The sequence below is a fragment of the Rhizobium sp. LjRoot30 genome (assembly GCF_964253915.1).
Classification (GTDB): domain Bacteria; phylum Pseudomonadota; class Alphaproteobacteria; order Rhizobiales; family Rhizobiaceae; genus Metarhizobium.
This window is the reverse complement of sequence record NZ_CAXUSG020000005.1, coordinates 31,609-51,924: the sequence shown is the minus strand read 5'-3', so window position 1 is coordinate 51,924 and position 20,316 is coordinate 31,609. Positions and strand designations below refer to the sequence as shown.

The 20,316-nt window shown below is 61.2% G+C and carries 16 protein-coding genes and 1 pseudogene; 12 read left to right on the top strand and 5 right to left on the bottom strand.

All coding sequences use genetic code 11. The annotated features are described in order from the left end of the window. The first annotated feature begins 91 nt into the window (after window positions 1–91). On the top strand, window positions 92–709 hold the full coding sequence (plsY, locus tag ACSQ3I_RS11960; RefSeq protein ID WP_435999110.1) for a glycerol-3-phosphate 1-O-acyltransferase PlsY: 618 nt from the start codon (window positions 92–94) through the stop codon (window positions 707–709). Continuing rightward, entirely contained in the window at window positions 710–1,861 is a 1,152-nt protein-coding gene (dprA, locus tag ACSQ3I_RS11955; protein ID WP_435999108.1) for a DNA-processing protein DprA, read from the top strand. It begins immediately after the preceding gene. On the opposite strand, the gene ACSQ3I_RS11950 is transcribed toward dprA, so the two are convergent. Further along, window positions 1,841–2,038 carry a hypothetical protein gene (locus tag ACSQ3I_RS11950; protein WP_435999106.1) on the bottom strand — a complete coding sequence of 66 codons (198 nt, stop codon included), beginning with the start codon at window positions 2,036–2,038 and terminating at the stop codon, window positions 1,841–1,843. The two genes, dprA and ACSQ3I_RS11950, sit on opposite strands and share 21 nt — an antisense overlap. A 115-nt stretch (window positions 2,039–2,153) precedes the next feature. Next, window positions 2,154–2,288, bottom strand: coding sequence for a hypothetical protein (locus tag ACSQ3I_RS11945; RefSeq protein ID WP_435999104.1), 135 nt, complete (start codon window positions 2,286–2,288; stop codon window positions 2,154–2,156). 30 nt (window positions 2,289–2,318) lie between these two features. Here ACSQ3I_RS11945 and topA point away from each other — a divergent pair, with 30 nt between their 5' ends. The 6 genes from topA to rpmG all read left to right on the top strand — a co-directional run bounded on the left by topA (window position 2,319) and on the right by rpmG (window position 9,998). Continuing rightward, the gene (gene topA / locus ACSQ3I_RS11940; RefSeq protein ID WP_435999102.1) at window positions 2,319–4,997 is read left to right on the top strand and encodes a type I DNA topoisomerase; all 2,679 of its coding nucleotides are present in this window, start codon (window positions 2,319–2,321) and stop codon (window positions 4,995–4,997) included. After that, a complete protein-coding gene (gene rnr, locus ACSQ3I_RS11935; RefSeq protein WP_435999100.1) occupies window positions 4,998–7,355 on the top strand; it encodes a ribonuclease R in 2,358 nt (785 codons plus the stop codon). A 34-nt stretch (window positions 7,356–7,389) separates the two neighbouring features. Beyond that, window positions 7,390–7,845 (top strand): DUF983 domain-containing protein, encoded by a 456-nt coding sequence (locus tag ACSQ3I_RS11930; protein WP_435999098.1) that lies wholly within the window; start codon window positions 7,390–7,392, stop codon window positions 7,843–7,845. Further along, complete coding sequence (locus tag ACSQ3I_RS11925) at window positions 7,842–8,537, top strand: NUDIX hydrolase (protein WP_435999096.1); 696 nt, start codon at window positions 7,842–7,844, stop codon at window positions 8,535–8,537. Before ACSQ3I_RS11930 ends, ACSQ3I_RS11925 begins: the two co-directional genes overlap by 4 nt. A gap of 12 nt (window positions 8,538–8,549) precedes the next feature. After that, a complete protein-coding gene (locus ACSQ3I_RS11920) occupies window positions 8,550–9,734 on the top strand; it encodes an MFS transporter (RefSeq protein ID WP_435999094.1) in 1,185 nt (394 codons plus the stop codon). A 96-nt stretch (window positions 9,735–9,830) separates the two neighbouring features. Continuing rightward, window positions 9,831–9,998 (top strand): 50S ribosomal protein L33, encoded by a 168-nt coding sequence (rpmG, locus tag ACSQ3I_RS11915; RefSeq protein ID WP_003547442.1) that lies wholly within the window; start codon window positions 9,831–9,833, stop codon window positions 9,996–9,998. Between the two features lie 792 nt (window positions 9,999–10,790). Here rpmG and ACSQ3I_RS11910 read toward each other — a convergent pair. Next, window positions 10,791–12,158 carry a PleD family two-component system response regulator gene (locus ACSQ3I_RS11910; RefSeq protein WP_435999081.1) on the bottom strand — a complete coding sequence of 456 codons (1,368 nt, stop codon included), beginning with the start codon at window positions 12,156–12,158 and terminating at the stop codon, window positions 10,791–10,793. Between the two features lie 18 nt (window positions 12,159–12,176). Continuing rightward, window positions 12,177–12,548 carry a response regulator gene (locus tag ACSQ3I_RS11905; RefSeq protein ID WP_028754034.1) on the bottom strand — a complete coding sequence of 124 codons (372 nt, stop codon included), beginning with the start codon at window positions 12,546–12,548 and terminating at the stop codon, window positions 12,177–12,179. 127 nt (window positions 12,549–12,675) lie between these two features. Here ACSQ3I_RS11905 and ACSQ3I_RS11900 point away from each other — a divergent pair, with 127 nt between their 5' ends. The 4 genes and pseudogenes from ACSQ3I_RS11900 to ACSQ3I_RS11885 all read left to right on the top strand — a co-directional run bounded on the left by ACSQ3I_RS11900 (window position 12,676) and on the right by ACSQ3I_RS11885 (window position 16,522). Continuing rightward, entirely contained in the window at window positions 12,676–12,984 is a 309-nt protein-coding gene (locus tag ACSQ3I_RS11900; RefSeq protein WP_435999079.1) for a DUF3572 domain-containing protein, read from the top strand. Beyond that, window positions 12,984–13,649, top strand: coding sequence for a hypothetical protein (locus ACSQ3I_RS11895; protein ID WP_435999077.1), 666 nt, complete (start codon window positions 12,984–12,986; stop codon window positions 13,647–13,649). Before ACSQ3I_RS11900 ends, ACSQ3I_RS11895 begins: the two co-directional genes overlap by 1 nt. A 132-nt stretch (window positions 13,650–13,781) precedes the next feature. Continuing rightward, a pseudogene (locus tag ACSQ3I_RS11890) lies at window positions 13,782–15,071 on the top strand (DNA polymerase IV). A 185-nt stretch (window positions 15,072–15,256) separates the two neighbouring features. After that, on the top strand, window positions 15,257–16,522 hold the full coding sequence (locus ACSQ3I_RS11885) for a L,D-transpeptidase family protein (protein WP_435999075.1): 1,266 nt from the start codon (window positions 15,257–15,259) through the stop codon (window positions 16,520–16,522). Window positions 16,523–16,672: 150 nt separating this feature from the next. Here ACSQ3I_RS11885 and dnaE read toward each other — a convergent pair whose 3' ends face one another. Next, window positions 16,673–20,173 carry a DNA polymerase III subunit alpha gene (dnaE, locus tag ACSQ3I_RS11880; protein ID WP_435999074.1) on the bottom strand — a complete coding sequence of 1,167 codons (3,501 nt, stop codon included), beginning with the start codon at window positions 20,171–20,173 and terminating at the stop codon, window positions 16,673–16,675. Window positions 20,174–20,316: the final 143 nt, after the last annotated feature.

The following is a 20,316-nucleotide window of genomic DNA, read 5'->3' as shown; positions in this document are numbered from 1 at the left end:
GGCAGGCAGATAAGGGGCTGCGGCGAGCGAGTAGTTGACGGTGGTCGCGAGCCGTTGAAAATCGCGATGCGAATATGGGGAGCGAGACGCAATGACCGAATTTTTGACATGGCAGATCACCCTGCCGCTGGCGCTGGCCTCCCTGCTGCTCGGCTACCTGCTCGGCTCCATTCCCTTCGGCCTGCTTTTGACGCGGGCCGCCGGCCTCGGTGACGTCCGCAAGATCGGCTCCGGCAATATCGGCGCCACCAACGTTCTGCGCACCGGCAACCGCAAGCTGGCGCTCGCCACATTGTTGCTCGACGCCTTCAAGGGCACGGCCGCGGTGCTGCTCGCCGATGCGGCTTTTGGTGCCGAAGCCGGGTTGATCGCCGGTTTTGCAGCCTTTCTCGGCCATCTGTTTCCGGTCTGGCTCGGCTTCAAGGGCGGCAAGGGTGTCGCCACCTATATCGGCATCTTGCTCGGCCTCGCACCGTGGATGGTGGTGGTCTTCGCCGTCATCTGGCTGACGATCGCTTTCCTCAGCCGTTATTCTTCCCTGTCCGCTCTGGTTGCAACCCTTGTCATTCCGGTTGCATTGTGGATACTGGGTGCCGAAAAAGTAGCACTCGTTCTGGCACTAATGACCATCATCACCTGGTGGAAACACAAGCCAAACATAGAGCGGCTGATACTCGGCACCGAAAGCAAGATCGGAAAGAAGGGATAAATGTCCAACGCCGGCGCAAGGAAGACGGGAATTGCGCTGACGGACAAACAAAGGATCGCCTGGCTCCGGCTGATCCGCACCGAAAATGTCGGACCCGTAACCTTTCGCGATCTGATCAATCATTGCGGATCGGCGGAACTGGCGCTGGAGATGCTGCCGGACCTTTCCCGGCGTGGCGGCGCCGCCCGCGCCATGCGGATCGCCACCGTGGAAGAAGCCGAACGCGAACTGGCGGTCGCCCGGAAATTCGGCGCACGCTTCGTCGGCATCGGCGAACCGGACTATCCCCCCGCCCTGCGCCAGATCGACGGCGCCCCGCCCCTGCTCGCCGTCAAGGGCAATCTCTCCGCAGCCACCCTACCCGCCGTCGGTATCGTCGGCTCGCGCAATGCCTCGATCAGCGGTGCCAAATTTGCCGCGATGATCGCCCGGGATACGGGCCGGGCGGGATATGCCGTCATTTCCGGCCTCGCCCGCGGCATCGACACCGCCGCGCACCGTGCCAGCCTGGAGACCGGCACGATCGCCGCAATGGCCGGCGGCCTCGACCAGCCCTATCCGCCAGAAAACATCGGCCTGATGCAAGAAATCTGCGACGGGCGGGGACTGGCCATCAGTGAAATGCCGTTCGGATGGGAGCCGCGGGCACGCGATTTTCCGCGGCGCAATCGGCTGATCGCCGGCGCCGCGCTCGGCGTGGTGGTTGTCGAGGCGGCAAGCCGATCAGGCTCGCTGATCACCGCGCGGCTGGCGGGCGAGTTCGGACGGCTGGTGTTTGCCGTTCCCGGTTCGCCGCTGGACCCGCGTTGCCACGGCACGAACGGCCTGCTGAAGGACGGGGCGATCGTCACGACGGAGGCGGCGGACGTGCTCGATGCACTGTCGCCGATCTCACGCATCGATCTGTTTTCGGACCCCGCCGTGCGCGAACCGCCCTACGAAAGCGAAAAGCCGATGCTGCTGCCACCAGGGGAAGAGGAGCGCGACCGGATCGTCGATGCCCTCGGCCCGACACCGGCAGAGATCGACGATATCATCCGGCATACGCAAATTCAGGCGGCAACAGTTTATCTGGTTTTGTTGGAACTCGATCTTGCCGGACGGCTGCATCGCCATGCCGGCGGCCTGGTATCACTGGTGATGCCGGATTGAGCGGCGGCCCGCCTGGATATCGCCGGCCTCCATGTAAGCCATCTCGATGAAGTAGCATAACATCTCGGCCCCTTCGCTCTGGGCAACCTGGCGCAACTCGCCGAGCATTTGCCTGATATAGGCGATGTTCTGCCGCCAAGCTTCACCATCATCGGCCTGTGCTGTCTTGGGAGCCATTTCCACTCTCGCCTTCATAAGAACCGATATTAAACTGCAGAACCGAAACATGCTCGATTCTGTACATCTTGGAAGATAGAGCAATTATCTCAAATTGCAATATATGACGAAGCTCTCAATGGTTGTATTTCGTTGCGCAGCCCGAAAACGGCATATAAATTGCCCTATGCCTCTTGACCGCGGCGAAATCACTGTCCATGTCGGAAATCCGGAAAACCGCGTTCCATCCTTCCATGAGTTCCGGTTTCATGGCGCAATCCTAGTGTATTAGAGACCCGTGATGAATGTTGTTGTGGTAGAATCGCCTGCGAAGGCCAAGACGATCAACAAGTATCTTGGCCCCGGCTACAAGGTTCTGGCGTCCTTCGGCCATGTTCGCGACCTGCCTGCCAAGGACGGCTCCGTGCTTCCCGACCAGGATTTCGAGATGCTCTGGGAGGTGGACGGCGCGTCGGCCAAACGTATCAAGGATATTGCCGACGCGGTAAAATCCTCCGATGGCCTGTTTCTGGCAACCGACCCGGATCGCGAAGGCGAAGCCATTTCCTGGCACGTTCTCGATCTTCTCAAGAAAAAGAAGGTCCTCGGCGACAAGCCGGTGAAACGTGTCGTCTTCAACGCCATCACCAAAAAGGCCGTGCTCGATGCCATGGCGCAGCCGCGCGACATCGATGTGCCGCTGGTGGATGCCTACCTCGCCCGCCGCGCCCTTGATTATCTCGTCGGCTTCAATCTGTCGCCCGTCCTGTGGCGCAAGCTGCCGGGCGCCCGCTCGGCCGGGCGCGTGCAATCGGTTGCGCTTCGCCTGGTCTGCGACCGCGAGTCGGAAATCGAGCGCTTCGTTTCGGAAGAATACTGGCAGATCTCGGCGCTTTTGAAGACGCCGCGCGGCGACGAATTCGAGGCCAGGCTGGTTTCGGCCGACGGCAAGCGGCTGCAGCCGCGCGCCATCGGCAACGGCGAGGATGCCAACCGGCTGAAGTCGCTGCTGGAAGGTGCGAGCTACGTCGTCGAAAGCGTCGAAGCGAAACCCGTCAAGCGCAACCCTTCGCCGCCCTTCACCACCTCGACGCTGCAGCAGGCCGCCTCTTCCAAGCTCGGCTTCTCGGCATCGCGCACCATGCAGGTGGCGCAGAAGCTCTATGAAGGCACCGATATCGGCGGCGAGACGGTCGGTCTCATCACCTATATGCGTACAGACGGTGTCCAGATGGCGCCGGAAGCGATCGACGCAGCGCGCCATGCCATCGGCGACCAGTTCGGCGCCCGCTACCTGCCGGAAAAGCCGCGTTTCTACTCCACCAAGGCCAAGAACGCCCAGGAAGCCCACGAAGCCATCCGCCCGACGGATTTCAACCGCACGCCGGATTCCGTCCGCCGCTACCTCGATGACGACCAGCTTCGCCTCTACGACCTCGTCTGGAAGCGCGGCATTGCCAGCCAGATGGCATCGGCTGAAATCGAACGGACCACCGTAGAAATCCTCGCCGACAATGGCGGCCAAAAGGCCGGGCTGCGTGCTGTGGGTTCGGTCATCCGCTTCGACGGCTTCATCGCCGCCTATACCGACCAGAAGGAAGACGGCGAGCAGAGCGACGACGGCGACGAGGATGGCCGCTTGCCGGAGATCAATGCCCGCGAGCAACTGGCCAAGCGCAAGGTCAACGCCACCCAGCATTTCACCGAGCCGCCGCCGCGTTACTCGGAAGCCTCGCTGATCAAGAAGATGGAAGAACTCGGCATCGGCCGCCCCTCTACGTATGCCGCGACGCTGGCGACGCTGCGCGACCGCGACTATGTGACGATCGACAAGCGCAAGCTGATGCCGCAGGCCAAGGGCCGGCTGGTGACGGCCTTCCTCGAAAGCTTCTTCAACCGCTATGTCGAATACGATTTCACTGCCGACCTGGAAGAAAAGCTCGACCGCATTTCCGCCGGCGAGCTGAACTGGAAAGACGTGTTGCGCGACTTCTGGCGCGATTTCTTCGCCCAGATCGAGGACACCAAGGAGTTGCGCGTTACCAACGTGCTCGACGCGCTGAACGAGATGCTGGCGCCGCTGGTGTTCCCGAAGCGCGAGGACGGTTCCGATCCTCGCGTCTGCCAGGTGTGCGGCACTGGCCAGCTGTCGTTGAAGCTCGGCAAGTACGGCGCCTTCGTCGGCTGCTCGAACTATCCGGAGTGCAACTTTACCCGTCAGCTGTCGTCGGAAAACGGCGGCGAGGCGGATGCGGCAGCGCTCAACGAACCCAAGGCGCTCGGCAAGGACCCACTGACCGGCGAGGAGATCACCTTGCGCAGCGGCAGGTTCGGTCCCTATATACAGCGCGGCGACGGCAAGGAGGCCAAGCGCTCCTCGCTGCCGAAAGGCTGGACACCGGCGACGATCGACTACGAAAAGGCATTGGCGTTGCTTTCCTTGCCGCGAGACGTCGGCGCCCATCCCGAGAGCGGCAAGATGATCTCAACCGGCCTCGGCCGCTACGGTCCTTTCGTGCTGCATGACGGCACCTATGCCAATCTCGACGGCATCGAGGACGTGTTCACCATCGGCCTCAACCGGGCTGTGACCGTACTCGCCGACAAGCAGACCAAGGGTGCGGGCGGACGTGGACGTGCGGCCCTCGCAGCGCTCAAGGAACTGGGCGATCACCCCGATGGCGGCGCCATTACCGTGCGTGATGGCCGTTACGGCCCCTACGTCAATTGGGGCAAGGTCAACGCCACCCTGCCGAAGGGCAAGGACCCGCAGTCTGTGACGGTCGAGGAAGCGCTGGCGCTGATCGTCGAGAAGGGCGGCAAGCCTTCCACCGGCAAGGCCCCCAAAAAGGCGAAGGCCCCCGCCAAGGCGGCAAAGGCCAAAGCCGACGGCGAGACGAGCGAAACAAAGAAGGCCGCCAAGCCAAAGGCTGCGGCAAAACCGAAGGCCAAGACGGCCTCGAAGACAAAGAAGAGTTAAATGACGAATAGAGAACCGCGCGGCAAGGCAGCACAGACCGGCAAACGGGCTGGCAGGGCCGCCCGCGCGGAGACTGCCACAAGCGGCGACAGCATCATTCAAGGCATGCTGCCGCCGCGGGACGTGATCCTGCGCTTCATCGCCGATCATCCCGAAAAAGCCTCCAAACGCGAATTGGCCAAGGCCTTCGGCCTGAAAGGCGAAAGCCGCGTCGAGCTGAAGAACCTCCTGCGTTCGCTCGAAGAAGACGGCCTCGTCCAGAAGAGCCGCAAATCCCTGATCCGCCCCGGCGCCCTGCCCCCGGTCACCGTCATCGACATCACCACGCGCGACAAGGACGGCGAACTGATCGGCCGCCCGGCCGAATGGCCCGAGGATGCCGGTGTCGCACCGGCGGTGCTGATCCGCCAATCCTCCGAAAAACGCGGCAAGGGCAAGACGCCGGCAGCCGGCCTCGGCGACCGCATCCTGGCAAAGATCTTCCCGGCGAGCGAGCGTGGAGGCCCGGCCTATACCGCCCGCATCATCAAGGTCATCGACAAGCGCATGAACGCCGTGCTCGGCGTTTTCCGCGAAACGCCGGGTGGCGGCGGGCGGCTGATGCCGATCGAAAAGCGCGGCGAGGAGATGGTCATCGATCCGGACTCGACCGGCGAGGCCAAGGACGGCGATCTCGTCGAGGTCGAAGTGGCGCGGCTCGGCCGGTTCGGCCTGCCGCGGGCGAAGGTGCTCTCGGTGGTCGGTTCGGTCGCCTCGGAAAAGGCGATCTCGATGATCGCCATCTATGCGCATGGCATTCCCCACATCTTCCCGCCGGCCGTCGAGGCCGAAGCCGAAGCGGCCAAGGCCGCGACCATGGCCTACCGCGAGGACTGGCGCAGCCTGCCGCTGATCACCATCGACCCGGCCGATGCCAAGGACCACGACGACGCCGTCTATGCCGAAGCCGATCCCTCGCCGGACAATGAAGGCGGCGTCATCGTCACGGTGGCGATCGCCGATGTCTCCTGGTACGTGCGGCCCAAATCGCCGCTCGACCAAGAAGCACTGAAGCGCGGCAACTCGGTCTATTTCCCCGACCGCGTCGTGCCGATGCTGCCGGAACGCATCTCCAACGACCTCTGCTCGCTGAAGGAAGGCGTCGACCGGCCGGCGCTGGCCGTACGGATGATGTTTTCCTCCGAAGGCCGCAAGATCGGCCACACCTTCCATCGCATCATGATGAAGAGTGCGGCGAAACTCTCCTACCAGCAGGCGCAGGCCGCCATCGACGGCGCGCCCGACGACAAGACCGGTCCGCTGCTCGAGCCGATCCTCAAGCCGCTGTGGCATGCCTACCGCGTGATGAAGCGCGGTCGCGACCGGCGCCAGCCGCTGGACCTCGACATGCCGGAGCGCAAGATCCTGCTCAAGCCCGACGGCACGGTGGACCGCGTCTTCGTGCCGCCGCGTCTCGACGCCCACAAGCTGATCGAGGAGATGATGATCCAGGCGAACGTCGCCGCCGCCGAAACGCTGGAGAAGAAGCGCCAGCCGCTGATCTACCGCATCCACGACGCGCCGTCGCTTGCCAAGCAGGAGACGCTGCGGGAGTTCCTGGCGACACTCGGCATTCCGCTGGCCAAGGGCGGCAACGTGCGCGCCAACTCCTTCAACGGCATTCTGGCGAAAGCGGAAGACACGCCGCACCAGACCATGGTCAACGAGATGGTGCTGCGCTCGCAGAGCCAGGCGATCTACAGCCCGGAAAATATCGGCCATTTCGGTCTCAACCTGATGAAGTACGCCCACTTCACCTCGCCGATCCGCCGGTATGCCGACCTGATCGTGCATCGCGCCTTGGTGGGGTCGCTCGGCTTCGGTGAAGGCGGGATTACGCCGGACGAAGAAGCCTCGCTCGACGACATCGCCGCGGAAATCTCCACCTTCGAGCGTCGCGCCATGGCGGCCGAACGTGAGACCGTCGACCGGCTGATCGCCCATCACCTCGTCGGGCGCATCGGCGAGGAGTTTGCCGGCCGCGTCCAGGGCGTCACCAAATCCGGCCTGTTCATCAGCCTGCCGGATTACGGCGCCGACGGTTTTGTGCCGATCTCGACGCTCGGCAACGACTACTTCATCTACGACGAGGCGCATCAGGCGCTTTCGGGCGAACGCACGGGTCTCGGTTATCGCCTTGGTGACCCGGTACAGGTGCGGTTGGCCGAGGCAGTGCCGCTTGCCGGCGCGTTGCGGTTCGAGATGCTGAGCGAAGGGCGCAAGATGCCGACGGCAGTGCGCTCGTTCCACAAGACGTCGCGGCGCGGTGCCGGACAGCGCAAACAGGCGGGCACCCGCCCGCCGCGCGGTCGCCGCTAAGGCCGCCAAGAAACGCTTTCAGGAAGGATCGTCTATGGCCACGCAACAGCACAACGAACCGATCCGCTTCGGCGGTCCGGATGTGGCGGAGCGACCCGTGGGGCGCTCCATTGCCCGGGGCATCCTCAACCGCTGTCCCGCCTGCGGCAGCGGCCGACTGTTCCGTGCGTTTCTAAAGCCGGTCGATCATTGTGCCGCTTGCGGCGAAGAAATGTTCCATCAGCGCTCCGATGACCTGCCGCCCTATCTCGTCATCTTCATCATCGGCCACGTTACGGTCGGCGGCTACATGATGACGGATCTGGTCTGGCCGCTGTCGATGTGGACGCACCTGGCGATCTGGGCACCCATTACGGTGCTGACGGCGATGCTGTCGATCCAGCCGATCAAGGGGGGCGTCATCGGATTGCAATGGGCGCTGCGTATGCACGGCTTCGGTGGGCACAAGGACGAGCTCGACGAGCCCAACAGCGGAGAACAACGCGAGTGAAACGACCGGGCGAAAAGACCGAATGGGGCGTCGAAGTCTCCGCCGAGCGCCCGGCCGGTCCCTCCGTTCGGCCGCGCGACGCCGCGACGATCGTCCTGATCGACCGCACGACCGGCCATCCGCGCGTGCTGGTCGGCAAACGCAGCAGCCGCCATGTGTTCATGCCGGATACCTACGTCTTTCCCGGCGGGCGGCGGGATGCATCCGACCATGCGCTGCCCTTTGCATCCGACCTTCACCCCCTGGTGCTCGCCAAGCTCACAGGCGAACGGGGAACGGAACGCAGCGCCCGGGCAATCGCGCTGGCAGCCCTTCGCGAACTGCATGAGGAAACCGGCTTGACGCTGGGGGATGCCGCCAGCGGCCAACTCAGGGCCAGCCTGCACACGTTGCGTTATGTCGCGCGTGCGGTGACGCCACCCGGCAACGTGCGGCGTTTCGACACCCGCTTCTTTTCGACCTTTGCCGACGAAGCCGGAATAAATCCCGATCTCATCCGTGATACAGGGGAACTGCATGATCTGCGCTGGCTCGATCTACGCGATGTCGACAGCCTGACCATGCCCCTGATAACCCGCACCGTTCTCGAAGACTTGAAAAAACTGATGAGCATGGACCCGGCTTTACCGTTTGGCAGCCCAGTGCCGTTTTATTATAGCCGTCGCGGGCAGTCATTCCGCAGCACAGTGTAGCAGGATCATTTTATGTCTCAGCCGCCCAACGGCGCTTCGGGTCACGTCGAGGAAATTCATTGGCCGTCGCTGGTGGCCGCCATTTCGGCGATCAGCGCCGTCGGCATCGCCATCGGCCTCGGCCTGCCCTTGCTCAGCATCATCCTGGAAAAGCGCGGCATTTCCTCGACGCTGATCGGCTTCAACTCGGCCATGGCAGGCGTCGCCGCCATGGCCGCGGCGCCTGTGACCACCTGGCTCGCCCACCGCTTCGGTGTCGCCAATACCATGCTGTGGGCCGTGCTGCTGGCCGCCGTCAGCGCGCTTGGCTTCTATTATGCCGAAGCCTTCTGGATGTGGTTTCCGCTGCGTGTGGTCTTCCACGGCGCCACCACCACCCTTTTCGTGCTCTCGGAATTCTGGATCAACGCCGCCTCCCCGCCCTCCCGCCGCGGCATGGTGCTTGGCATCTATTCCACGGTGCTGTCGCTCGGCTTTGCTGCCGGGCCGCTCATCTTCTCCATCGTCGGCAGCGAGGGCGTATTTCCGTTCCTGATCGGCGCTGGTGCGATCCTGCTTGCCGCCATACCGATCTTCATTGCCCGTTACGAAAGTCCGGTTCTGGACGAGAAACCGGAGCTGCACTTCTTCCGCTACGTCTTCCTCGTTCCGAGCGCCACGGCGGCGGTTTTCGTCTTCGGTGCGGTCGAGGCCGGCGGCCTATCGCTGTTTCCGATCTATGCCACCCGTTCCGGCTTCACGGAAACACAGGCGGCGCTGCTGCTGACCATCATGGGCATCGGCAACGTCATCTTCCAGATCCCGCTCGGCATGCTGTCCGACCGCATCGCCGACCGGCGTACGCTGCTTTCGATCATGGCCGTCGTTGGCCTCGCCGGCGCGTTGACGCTGCCGCTGCTGGCGGGCAACTGGCTGATGATGGCGGCCGTGCTGTTGTTCTGGGGCGGCTGCGTTGCCGGCCTCTACACGGTCGGGCTCAGCCATCTCGGCTCGCGACTCACCGGTGCGGATCTGGCGGCCGCCAATGCGGCCTTCATCTTCTGTTATGCCATCGGCACCGTTGCCGGTCCGCAAGTCATCGGCGCCACCATCGATATGACCGGCAATAACGGATTTGCATGGGCAATTACCGCCTTCTTTGGCCTCTACGTGCTGCTTTCGGTGGCTCGCCTGCTTTTCAGGCCAAAACAGACTTGACTTTTCACGCGCGATTTGTAGTTTCGCGCCAGAAATAGCCGTGGACCCTTTCCGGCCGTCCACGGCTTCGTTTTTATTAAAGGCAGGACCACGACCATGGCGAAAGCTACAACTATCAAGATCAAGCTGCTGTCGACCGCTGACACCGGGTTCTTCTACGTCACGACGAAGAACAGCCGTACGATGACGGATAAGATGACGAAGACCAAGTACGACCCGGTTGCCAAGAAGCACGTCGAATTCAAGGAAACCAAGATCAAGTAAGATCTCGGTTTCAGGACTATAAAAAAAGCGCGAGCCTTCGGGTGTCGCGCTTTTTTGTTGCCTTGCGCCGGCTTCATCTTTCTTTGTGAAAATGGCTTGCGGGAAATAAAAAACGCCGCCTCCCGAAGGAAGCGGCGTTTGAAAAGGGGGCCGGCTGATACGCAGCGGCACGAGGAACCGCGTATAGCATATCAACCGGCCAACCCCACGACCCAGGAGATGCGGCGGACCTGAGCATCATGGGGTAAGACTGCCCTCTTTGCGAGGAGCGTTGTCTCTTTGTATGACGCATAATTTGCCCAAATTGAAAAGAAAATCAACAAATTCTTAATGCCTGCGCAAACCCTTGTCCCTTTATGGTTAAAAACGACGGATAATGGCAAGGAGAGCGATTTATTTTCCAATTAAAACAAACAAAATACTATCAATATTGATTCACTCGCCGCACGTACATTTTGAAACCTTGAAAAACAATATTTCATTAAGTTTTTAAATACCCAATCGAATCAAAGCTTAATTGTCACAGTGAAAGTCCGGACAGATGTCGAGGGTGACGTGCTTGCGCCATTTCGCTTCAATTGTGTTGTAGGCGTGAAATTTTCACGGTCACAATTGTGAGAATCTTCACGCACTATACAATCGATTAATAGTTGGCAAAAACCGGCACCGTCTGCGCGACCTTGTAGCAAAGCGGGTTGCGTTCCTTCGGGAAGGTTATCCACAGACGCACCAATGCTCCAGCCAACCCGGCTGTTCTTCAAAATACTGTCGTAACGACGGTAATTGATTCGCTCAGGCCGCTGCCGCCACGACGCGGTTGCGTCCGCCGTTCTTTGCCTCGTAGAGAGCCCGGTCGGCCTGCTTGAGCAATTGTTCCGGGGCTTCCATGCCGCCGGTGGTCGACGATATGCCCATCGAGGCGGTGAGTTTCAGCAGATCGCCACCCGGCAGGCGGAAGGGCTCGCCTTCGATACGGCCACGCAACCGCTCGGCCACGGCCGCTGCCATTTCCGGCGGTGTATCCGGCATCACCAGAACGAACTCCTCGCCGCCATAGCGGCAGGCGAGATCGGCACCGCGCACCGTTCCGCGTATGCGCTGGGCAAATTCCTTCAGCACCTCATCGCCGGCATCGTGGCCGTAGGTGTCGTTGACGCTCTTGAAGCGATCAATATCCGTAATGCAAACGGACAGCGGCCGACCGCGAGCAATGGCCCGGCTGAACAACAGCTTCAGATGATTATCGAGGTAACGCCTGTTGTTCAGCCCAGTCAGGCCGTCGGTCACCGCCAGTTCGATGGTCTGCTTGACGCTCGTGCGCAGGCGGTCGTTGAAACGCTTGCGGCGGATCTGGGTGAGGCAGCGGGCGACGAGTTCGTTCGGATCGAGCGGCCGGACGATGTAGTCGTTGACGCCGAGATCGAGCGCCCGCACGATCATGCTGTCGGCACCCTGTTCGGTGATCAGCAAGATCGGAATGAAGCGCGTCCGTTCCAGCGATCGCAGCTGCGAGCACAGACGCAGCGGATCGTAGTCGTCGAAATTCGAATTGACGATGACGAGTTCGAACGGGTTTTCCGCCGCCTCGAACAGCGCCGCTTGCGGATCCGACATCGCCATGACATCGGCGATCGGCTTCAACGCCCTGATGATACGCTCCTGCGAGCTGCCGCGGCCGTCGACCAGCAGCACCTGGGCCGCCTCTTCGCTCCTGCCGTCTGTCTTCAGCATTTCCTCGAGCCCGATATTGTGTGCGGTCTCGGCGCGGAAACGCAATTCGTCGCTGAGGGTCTTGAGGCGCAGCAGGCTCTTGACGCGCGAAATGAGCTGCAGGTCGTTGACGGGCTTGGTGAGAAAATCGTCAGCCCCGGCTTTCAGGCCCCTCACCCGGTCGGAGGGCTGGTCCAGCGCCGTCACCATGACGACCGGAATATGCGTGGTGCGAGGGTTGGCCTTGATGCGCTCGCAGACCTCGAAACCGTCCATGCCCGGCATCATGATGTCGAGAAGGATGAGGTCCACCTGGGTGCGATCGCAGATCTCCAGCGCCGACTTGCCGTCTGCAGCGGTCAACACATCGAAATATTCGGCGAGAAGACGCGCTTCGAGCAGTTTGACGTTGGCAGGAATGTCGTCCACCACCAGGATACGTGCAGTCATCGTGTCGTTCCCGCTCCCTTAGGCATCGCCGAGATAGGTCTTGATCGTTTCGATGAATTTCGGCACGGAAATCGGCTTGGAAACATAGGCTTCGCATCCACCCTGCCTGATCCGCTCCTCGTCACCCTTCATGGCGAAGGCCGTGACGGCGATCACCGGAATGACGTGCAGGTCGTCGTCTTCCTTCAGCCACTTGGTGACTTCCAGGCCAGAGACTTCCGGAAGCTGGATATCCATGAGAATGAGATCCGGGCGGTGCTTGCGCGCAAGGTCCAGGGCTTCCATTCCGTTTCGGGTCTGAATGGTCGTATAGCCGGAGGCCTCGATCAGATCCCGAAAGAGCTTCATATTGAGCTCATTGTCTTCTACGATCATGACCTGTTTTGGCATTACGGCTTGTCCTTGAATCCTTTTCCGGCCGGCACATCATCTATATAGGTGTCCGGCGGATTCATTCTACAATCTCGCCCGGCAGATTAGGTGGATTTGGTTGAGAAAAAGGTAACCGATCGTCAAAATGCATAACAGTTCGAAAATAGGCGCGGCGAAAGCCGCTGATCCGCAGGAAACGGCGATCGCCGTCTTGTCCTGGCTGGCAAACGAACCGGACATGCTGTCGCGTTTCTTGGCCCTGACGGGCGTTGCACCCGGCGAATTGCGCCATGCCATGAACGACACCGGCTTTCTCGCCGGGCTGATCGATTTCATCATGGGACACGAACCCACCCTGATGGCCTTCTGCGCTGCGACGGACACGGCTCCCGAAACCGTCATGGCCGCCTGGCACAAGCTCTCGAAGCCGGGGCTGGACTCCGGAGAATACTGATGGCAGCGTTGGATTGCGATCTCAGCCACATCCAGCTGACTGACAGGCCGCTGATCGTCTGCGACATCGACGAGGTGGTGCTGGAGTTCATTTCACCGTTTGCCGCCTTCCTGCGCAGCCAGGATCACGAGCTTCTGCCGCGTTCATTCCACCTGCACGGCAATATCGTTTCGACGCTGGACGGCTCATTTCCGGAGGCCGCCATTGTCTCCGGCTTCCTCGATGCCTTCTTTGCCGCCCAGGACAAGTGGCAGATGCCGGCGGAACAGGCGGTCGAGACGCTGCATCGGTTGGCGGACGATGCCGATATCGTTTTCCTGACCGCCATGTCGCCACGTCACCGGATTGTCCGACGCAGCCTGCTTGACCGGTTCGATCTGCATTTTCCCATGGTGGCGACGGAGGGGCCGAAAGGCCTTGTCGTCACAGCCCTGCACCGCGCCCGCCCGCTGCCGGTCGCCTTCATCGACGATATCGAACGCAATCTGTTGTCCGTCCGCGAGCATGTGCCGGAGTGCCTGCTGCTGACGATGATCGCCAACGCCGATTTCCGCGCCCTCGCCCCGCAGCCCTGCGCCGGTATTCGCACCGTGGCCGGATGGCCCGAGGCCTTCGGTCTGTTGCAGGCACATGTCTGCACCGACATTCGTCCACAAGCTGGTTGAGAGCGGCTGCGCAAGCAACACGAGGCACCGGCCCGATGCCTTTCCCCGGGAAAAAGCCGGCCGAATAAAGCCGGGCCTTGAGGATTCGCCCGTCCTGGCGTAGCGTCGATTTGTTCAACCTTTGTTCCGAACATGAGCGCCGAGCCCAAGTCCCAAACCGGATTCTGCCGCGACTGCCTGTCCGAACAGGCATCCGCCCGTCGTTGTCGCGCCTGCGGCAGTCCGCGGCTGGTCTATCATGACGAACTCTACGATCTGACGCTCGCCCATATCGATTGCGACGCCTTTTATGCGGCGATCGAAAAACGCGACAATCCCGACCTTCTCGACAAGCCGATCATCATCGGTGGCGGCAAGCGCGGCGTCGTCTCCACTGCTTGCTACATCGCCCGTATCCACGGCGTACGCTCGGCGATGCCGATGTTCAAGGCGCTCGAAGCCTGTCCGGATGCCGTGGTCATCCGCCCCGACATGGAAAAATACGTAAAAGTCGGCCGGCAGATGCGGACGATGATGCAGGATCTGACGCCGCTGGTGCAACCGCTGTCGATCGACGAAGCATTTCTCGAACTCGACGGAACGCAAAGGCTGCATCACGACTAGCCGGCGCGCACCCTCGCCCGCTTTGCCAAACGCGTGGAAAGCGAGCTCGGCATCACCATCTCCATCGGTCTTTCCTACTGCAAGTTTCTCGCCAAGGTCGCCTCTGACCTGCAGAAGCCGCGTGGTTTCTCGGTCATCGGTCAGCGGGAAGCGCTCGATTTCCTGGCTCCGCGCCCGGTCACGACGATCTGGGGCGTCGGCAAGGCTTTTGCGGCAACGCTGGAACGCGACGGTATCCGCACCATAGGACAGTTGCAGACGATGGAGGAAGCCGAACTGATGCGCCGCTACGGCACCATGGGTCAGCGCCTGTATCGCCTGTCGCGGGGCATCGATGATCGCGAAGTGCACCTCAACGACGCCGCCAAGAGCGTCTCGGCAGAGACGACGTTCTTCGACGACATCGCCCGCTTCGACGACCTCGTGCCTCTCCTGCGCAGTCTTTCCGAAAAGGTGGCCTGGCGGCTGAAAAAGAGCGCCATTGCCGGCAACACCGTCGTGCTCAAACTCAAGACCGCGGATTTCAAGATCCGCACCCGCAACAAGCGGCTGGAAGACCCGACGCAGCTTGCCGACCGCATTTTCCGCACCGGCCTGGCGATGCTGGAGAAAGAGACAGATGGAACGAAATTTCGTCTTCTCGGCATCGGCGTCACGGATCTCACCGACCCCGGCCGGGCCGACCCGCCCGACCTCGTGGATGCCCACGCCTCCCGTCGCGCTGCCGCCGAAGCGGCGGTCGACAAGCTTCGCGAAAAATTCGGGAAAAACACCGTCGAAACCGGTTATACCTTCCGGACGGGCCGACGCGATCAATAATTCGTGATGTTTCGAAACCGCTCCGCGACGCATGTGTACAAAATCGTTTACGGATGCTTAGTTGTTATGTGGAACGGCGATTTTCGATTGTTTCAGCTGCTTTCCGGAATTCCTCTACGCTTCAAAACTTCCTTAAACTTCACGACATATTTTGTCGGCATATGTTTTGCGTCAGGAATAGCACGATGGTTTCACGTTTGATCTTGGGCGTCAGCCTTTCCCTGCTTGCTGCAACCGCCTTCACGCCGCCGGCACTGGCGAATGATGGCCGAACGTTGCAGATCATCGTTTCGCGCGACACCCAGTCGCTCGTCGTCTATAATGGCGACCAGGTGGTGGCGACGTCGAAGGTCTCTACCGGCAAGCCCGGCCATTCGACGCCGACCGGTATCTTCTCCATCCTGGAGAAGAAGAAGTATCACGAATCCAACCTCTATTCGAACGCGCCGATGCCCTACATGCAGCGCATCACCTGGTCCGGCGTTGCCCTGCACGAATCCAACCATGTGCCGAACTATCCGGCCTCGCATGGCTGCGTACGCATGCCGGGGAAATTCGCCAAGGCGCTGTTCCAGATGACGGAACGCGGCGCGCATGTGATCATCACCGACGAGCCGGTGGTGCCTGTCGCCTTCAGCCACGCAAACCTTTTCAAGCCGCACAATCCGCTGGTCGAGGAACAACTGATGTCGGATGCGGAACTGCGCCCGACGACGCCCGACCCCGTTCTGCGGCCGGTCGAACTCGCCATGAACGAGGTGCTGCCGAAGATCGGCGCCACGGCAACCGCCGTGATCGAGGAAATGCCGCCGATTCGTATCCTCATCACCCGCCGCGGGGCGCGTGAAGCGATGATCGACGCCCAGACACTGCTCAATGCCCTCGGTTATGCCGCCGGCGATGTCGATGGCCAGGCCGGCAGCGTGACGATCGCCGCCATCAACGCCTTCAAGACAGCCAACAACCTGCCGGCCAAGGGCGAATTGCTCAGCTCGGACTTTATGGCGGCTCTTTACAAGGCCGCCGGCAAGGGCACGCCGCCCTCCGGCCAGATCCTTGTGCGCCAGAAATTCAAGCCGATCATCGAGGCGCCCGTGGTCATCGACCAGCCGGAAGTGGCGCTCGGCACACTGTTCTTCGAAGCGACAGACGTGATGCGGACTGCTGGCAAGGTGGAATGGCATGCGCTCAGCCTCGACAACCATCTTAGCGACCAGCAAATGAAGCGTCTCGGCATCACCGCCGGCGCCGATGCCAAGGATCCTGACTTGATGTCCAAGACGCTCGATCGCATCCGCATCCCCGACGACGTGCGCCGCAAAATCGAAACGCTTCTGAGCGACGGCTCGTCGCTGACGATTGCCGATGTCGGCCTTGGCTCGGAAACCGGCCAGGGCACCGATTTCATCACGTTGACGAAAAGGACACCGAAGGGAAAATCGAAGAGCTGAGCCGCAAGGCTGCAACTTCACCCAAAAGCAAAGGCGCCTGAAACATTGATTCAGGCGCCTTTGTTATATCTCTGTAATATCAGAGCATTTCCGGACGCAAAACCGCTCTACATTTTTGCAGGAATTGCTCCAAGCCTTTTCAAAATCCGGTCAGACGAGTTCGACGTCGACGACCCCCGGAGCGGAGCGCAATGCCGCGGCGATCTCCGGCGAGATGCGATACTTCTCCGTCAGCGCCACCTCGATCTCGCGCTGGCCGTCTTCCTTGATCACGACAAACGACACAAGCCCATCCCCCTTGGCATTGAGATGGGCGGCAACGGTTTTGAGCGGACCGGCATCGCGCACATAGATGCGCAGGGCCTTCTGCATCTGGATCGATTTTTCCTCGAGCGATTGTGCCGTCTGGATCCGCAGGCCGATACCTTCCGGCCGCTCCTCGGCATTGACGGTGAGGATCAGCGATTTACCGGGTTCCAGCAGGTCACGGTACTGATTGAGGCCTTCGGAGAACAGCACGGCTTCATATTGACCGGAGGGATCGGAAAAGGAGACGATGCCCATCTTGTTGCCCGTACGCGTCTTGCGCTCCTGCTTCATCGTCACCGTGCCGGCCAGCCGTCCGGCGGAGGCGCCCTGTTTTACCGCGGCGGAAAAATCTGCAAAACTCTGCACCCGCATCTTCGACAGAAGGCTCGCATAGGAGTCCAGCGGGTGTGCCGACAGATAGAAGCCGAGGACCTGGAATTCGCGGTGCATCTTTTCGGAGGCCAGCCATGGCGCGAACGTCGGGAAAGTGATGATTTCCGGCCCGGTCGCAGCCCCTGAGCCGAACATGTCCGACTGGCCGCTCGTCTTGTTTTCCTGCGCCCGCAGGGCATAACCGATGATGCGATCAAGCCCGGCGATCATCTCGGCGCGGTCGCGGCCGAAACAATCGAAGGCACCGGCCGAGATGAGGCTTTCGAACACCCGGCGGTTCACCTGCTTCGGATCGATGCGCAGGCAGAATTCCTCGATGCTGGCGAACGGCTTGTCGCCGCGCACCGCAACGATGTGCTCGACGGCAGCCTCGCCGACACCCTTGATGGCGGCGAGCGAATAGAAGATGCAGTTATCGCCGGTCTCGAACATCCGGAAGGAGGTCTGCACCGATGGCGGCACGACCTTGATGCCCAGCCGCTTGGCATCCTGCCGGAAATCGTTGAGCTTGTCGGTGTTCGACATATCGTAGGTCATCGACGCGGCGAGGAATTCCACCGGGTAATGCGCCTTGAGATAGGCCGTCTGGTAAGAAACGATGGCATAGGCAGCCGCATGCGACTTGTTGAAGCCGTAATTGGCGAATTTGGCCAGCAGGTCGAAGATCAGGTCGGATTGCGGCTTCGACACCCCGTTCTTGACGGCGCCGGTGACGAAACGCTCGCGCTGCTTGTCCATCTCCTCCTTGATCTTCTTGCCCATGGCGCGGCGCAGAAGATCGGCTTCGCCGAGCGAATAGCCGGAAAGCACCTGGGCAATCTGCATCACCTGTTCCTGGTAGACGATGACACCCTGCGTCTCCTTGAGCAGGTGGTCGATCATCGGATGGATGCTCTCGATCTCCTCCTCGCCGTGCTTGCGGGCGTTATAGACCGGGATGTTTTCCATCGGCCCCGGGCGATACAGCGCCACCAGCGCGATAATGTCCTCGATGCAGTCCGGGCGCATGCCGATCAGCGCCTTGCGCATGCCGGCACTTTCCACCTGGAAGATGCCGACCGTTTCGCCGCGCGACATCATCTCGTAGGTTTTTGCATCATCCAGCGGCAGGCTTTCGAGTTTGACCTCCTCACCACGCTTGGCAATGAAATCGACGCCGGTCTTCAGCACGGTCAGCGTCTTGAGGCCGAGGAAGTCGAACTTCACCAGGCCGGCCTGCTCGACCCACTTCATGTTGAACTGGGTAACCGGCATGTCCGAACGCGGATCGCGATACATCGGTACCAGCTTCGACAGCGGCCGATCGCCGATGACGATGCCGGCGGCATGCGTCGAGGCGTGACGATACAGGCCCTCGATCTTCTGGGCGATGTCGAGCAGGCGGGCGACGACCGGCTCCTTCTCCGCCTCCTCGCGCAGTTTCGGCTCTTCCTCGATCGCCTTGTGCAGCGGGGTCGGATTGGCCGGGTTGTTGGGCACGAGCTTGCAGATCTTGTCGACCTGGCCATAAGGCATTTCCAGCACGCGGCCGACGTCGCGCAGCGCCGCACGCGCCTGCAGCGAACCGAAGGTGATGATCTGTGCCACCTGCTCGCGGCCGTATTTCTGCTGCACGTAGCGGATGACTTCTTCGCGCCTGTCCTGGCAGAAGTCGATATCGAAGTCCGGCATCGACACGCGGTCCGGATTGAGGAAACGTTCGAACAGCAGCGAGAACCGCAACGGATCGACGTCGGTAATCGTCAATGCATAAGCAACGAGAGAACCGGCACCCGAACCACGACCCGGGCCGACCGGGATGTCCTGCAGCTTGGCCCATTTGATGAAGTCGGCAACGATCAGGAAGTAGCCCGGAAACTTCATGCGCTCGATGACGCCGAGTTCGAACTGCAAGCGTTCGCGATATTCCTTTTCGTCGTATCCCTCCGCCAGGCCGAGGGTCGCCAGCCTCTGATCCAGTCCTTCTTCGGCCTGCCGGCGCAACTCCCCCGCCTCGGCGCGTTCGGCTTCTTCCGCATCGCTTGCAGCCGTGCTGGTAAAGCGCGGCAGGATCGGCTTGCGGGTCTTCAGCACGAAGGAACAACGCCGGGCGATCTCGACCGTGTTTTCCAAAGCCTCCGGCAGATCCGCAAACAGCCTGGCCATATCTGCCCGGCTTTTCAGATAGTGGTCCGGCGTCAGGCGGAACCGGCTATCGTCGGAGACGATTGCATTGTGTGCCACCGCCATCAGCGCGTCATGGGCATCGAAATCGTCCGGAGATGGGAAAAATGCTTCGTTGGTGGCCACCAGCGGCACGTCATGGGCATAAGCGAGGTCGATCATCCTCGCCTCATGTCGCCGGTCGTAGCTGCCGTGCCGCTGCAACTCGATGTAAAGCCGGTCGCCGAAAAGCCCCTTCAGCGTCAAGAGACGCTGTTCGGCCATTGCCGCCTGCCCCTCCTTCGAGGCCATATCGACCGGACCGCCGACACCACCGGTGAGCACGATCAACCCGTCGGTGTTCCCTTCCTGCAACCAGGACAGACGGATATTGACGGAGCCGTTGCCCTCACCGCCGAGATAGGCACGGCTGACGAGATCGACCAGATTTTCATACCCCTTCGCATTGGCGGCCAGCAACACAATGGATGGCAGCTTGACGAACGATTGCAGCCCGCGCTTGTCGGTCTCCTGACCGTCTTCCATGTCGATCGAGACCTGGCAGCCGATGATTGGCTGCAAGCCCTCGCTGACTGCCTTTTCGGAAAACTCCAGCGCGACGAACAGATTGTTGGTGTCGGTAACGGCGATGGCCGGCTGTCCATCGGCGGCAGCCTTGCTCAGGATCTTCTTGAGGGGCAGCGCCCCCTCAAGCAACGAATAGGCAGAATGAACCCGGAGGTGGACAAATTGCAGTGGACCCCGGTTTTCGCCATTGCCGCCCGAGATAGCCTCTACCGTACCCATCGCATGCCTTCCAATCACTCAGCTGAATCAAGCTCGATTGTCGGCCTGCCCGGCAACAGAGTCCAGTAAGGCCAAAAGGTTCTGCAGAGATTTATGGCAGGCTTAGGGAATAATCTCACATCGCCATCATGATGACGGACAGG

Bases quoted from the DNA above. Each gene is read 5' to 3' on its own strand.
- plsY (WP_435999110.1), top strand. From the start codon at position 92: ATGACCGAATTTTTGACATGGCAGATCACCCTGCCGCTGGCGCTGGCC.
- dprA (WP_435999108.1), top strand. From the start codon at position 710: ATGTCCAACGCCGGCGCAAGGAAGACGGGAATTGCGCTGACGGACAAA.
- ACSQ3I_RS11950 (WP_435999106.1), bottom strand. From the start codon at position 2,038: ATGGCTCCCAAGACAGCACAGGCCGATGATGGTGAAGCTTGGCGGCAG.
- ACSQ3I_RS11945 (WP_435999104.1), bottom strand. From the start codon at position 2,288: ATGAAACCGGAACTCATGGAAGGATGGAACGCGGTTTTCCGGATTTCC.
- topA (WP_435999102.1), top strand. From the start codon at position 2,319: ATGAATGTTGTTGTGGTAGAATCGCCTGCGAAGGCCAAGACGATCAAC.
- rnr (WP_435999100.1), top strand. From the start codon at position 4,998: ATGACGAATAGAGAACCGCGCGGCAAGGCAGCACAGACCGGCAAACGG.
- ACSQ3I_RS11930 (WP_435999098.1), top strand. From the start codon at position 7,390: ATGGCCACGCAACAGCACAACGAACCGATCCGCTTCGGCGGTCCGGAT.
- ACSQ3I_RS11920 (WP_435999094.1), top strand. From the start codon at position 8,550: ATGTCTCAGCCGCCCAACGGCGCTTCGGGTCACGTCGAGGAAATTCAT.
- rpmG (WP_003547442.1), top strand. From the start codon at position 9,831: ATGGCGAAAGCTACAACTATCAAGATCAAGCTGCTGTCGACCGCTGAC.
- ACSQ3I_RS11910 (WP_435999081.1), bottom strand. From the start codon at position 12,158: ATGACTGCACGTATCCTGGTGGTGGACGACATTCCTGCCAACGTCAAA.
- ACSQ3I_RS11905 (WP_028754034.1), bottom strand. From the start codon at position 12,548: ATGCCAAAACAGGTCATGATCGTAGAAGACAATGAGCTCAATATGAAG.
- ACSQ3I_RS11900 (WP_435999079.1), top strand. From the start codon at position 12,676: ATGCATAACAGTTCGAAAATAGGCGCGGCGAAAGCCGCTGATCCGCAG.
- ACSQ3I_RS11895 (WP_435999077.1), top strand. From the start codon at position 12,984: ATGGCAGCGTTGGATTGCGATCTCAGCCACATCCAGCTGACTGACAGG.
- ACSQ3I_RS11885 (WP_435999075.1), top strand. From the start codon at position 15,257: ATGGTTTCACGTTTGATCTTGGGCGTCAGCCTTTCCCTGCTTGCTGCA.
- dnaE (WP_435999074.1), bottom strand. From the start codon at position 20,173: ATGGGTACGGTAGAGGCTATCTCGGGCGGCAATGGCGAAAACCGGGGT.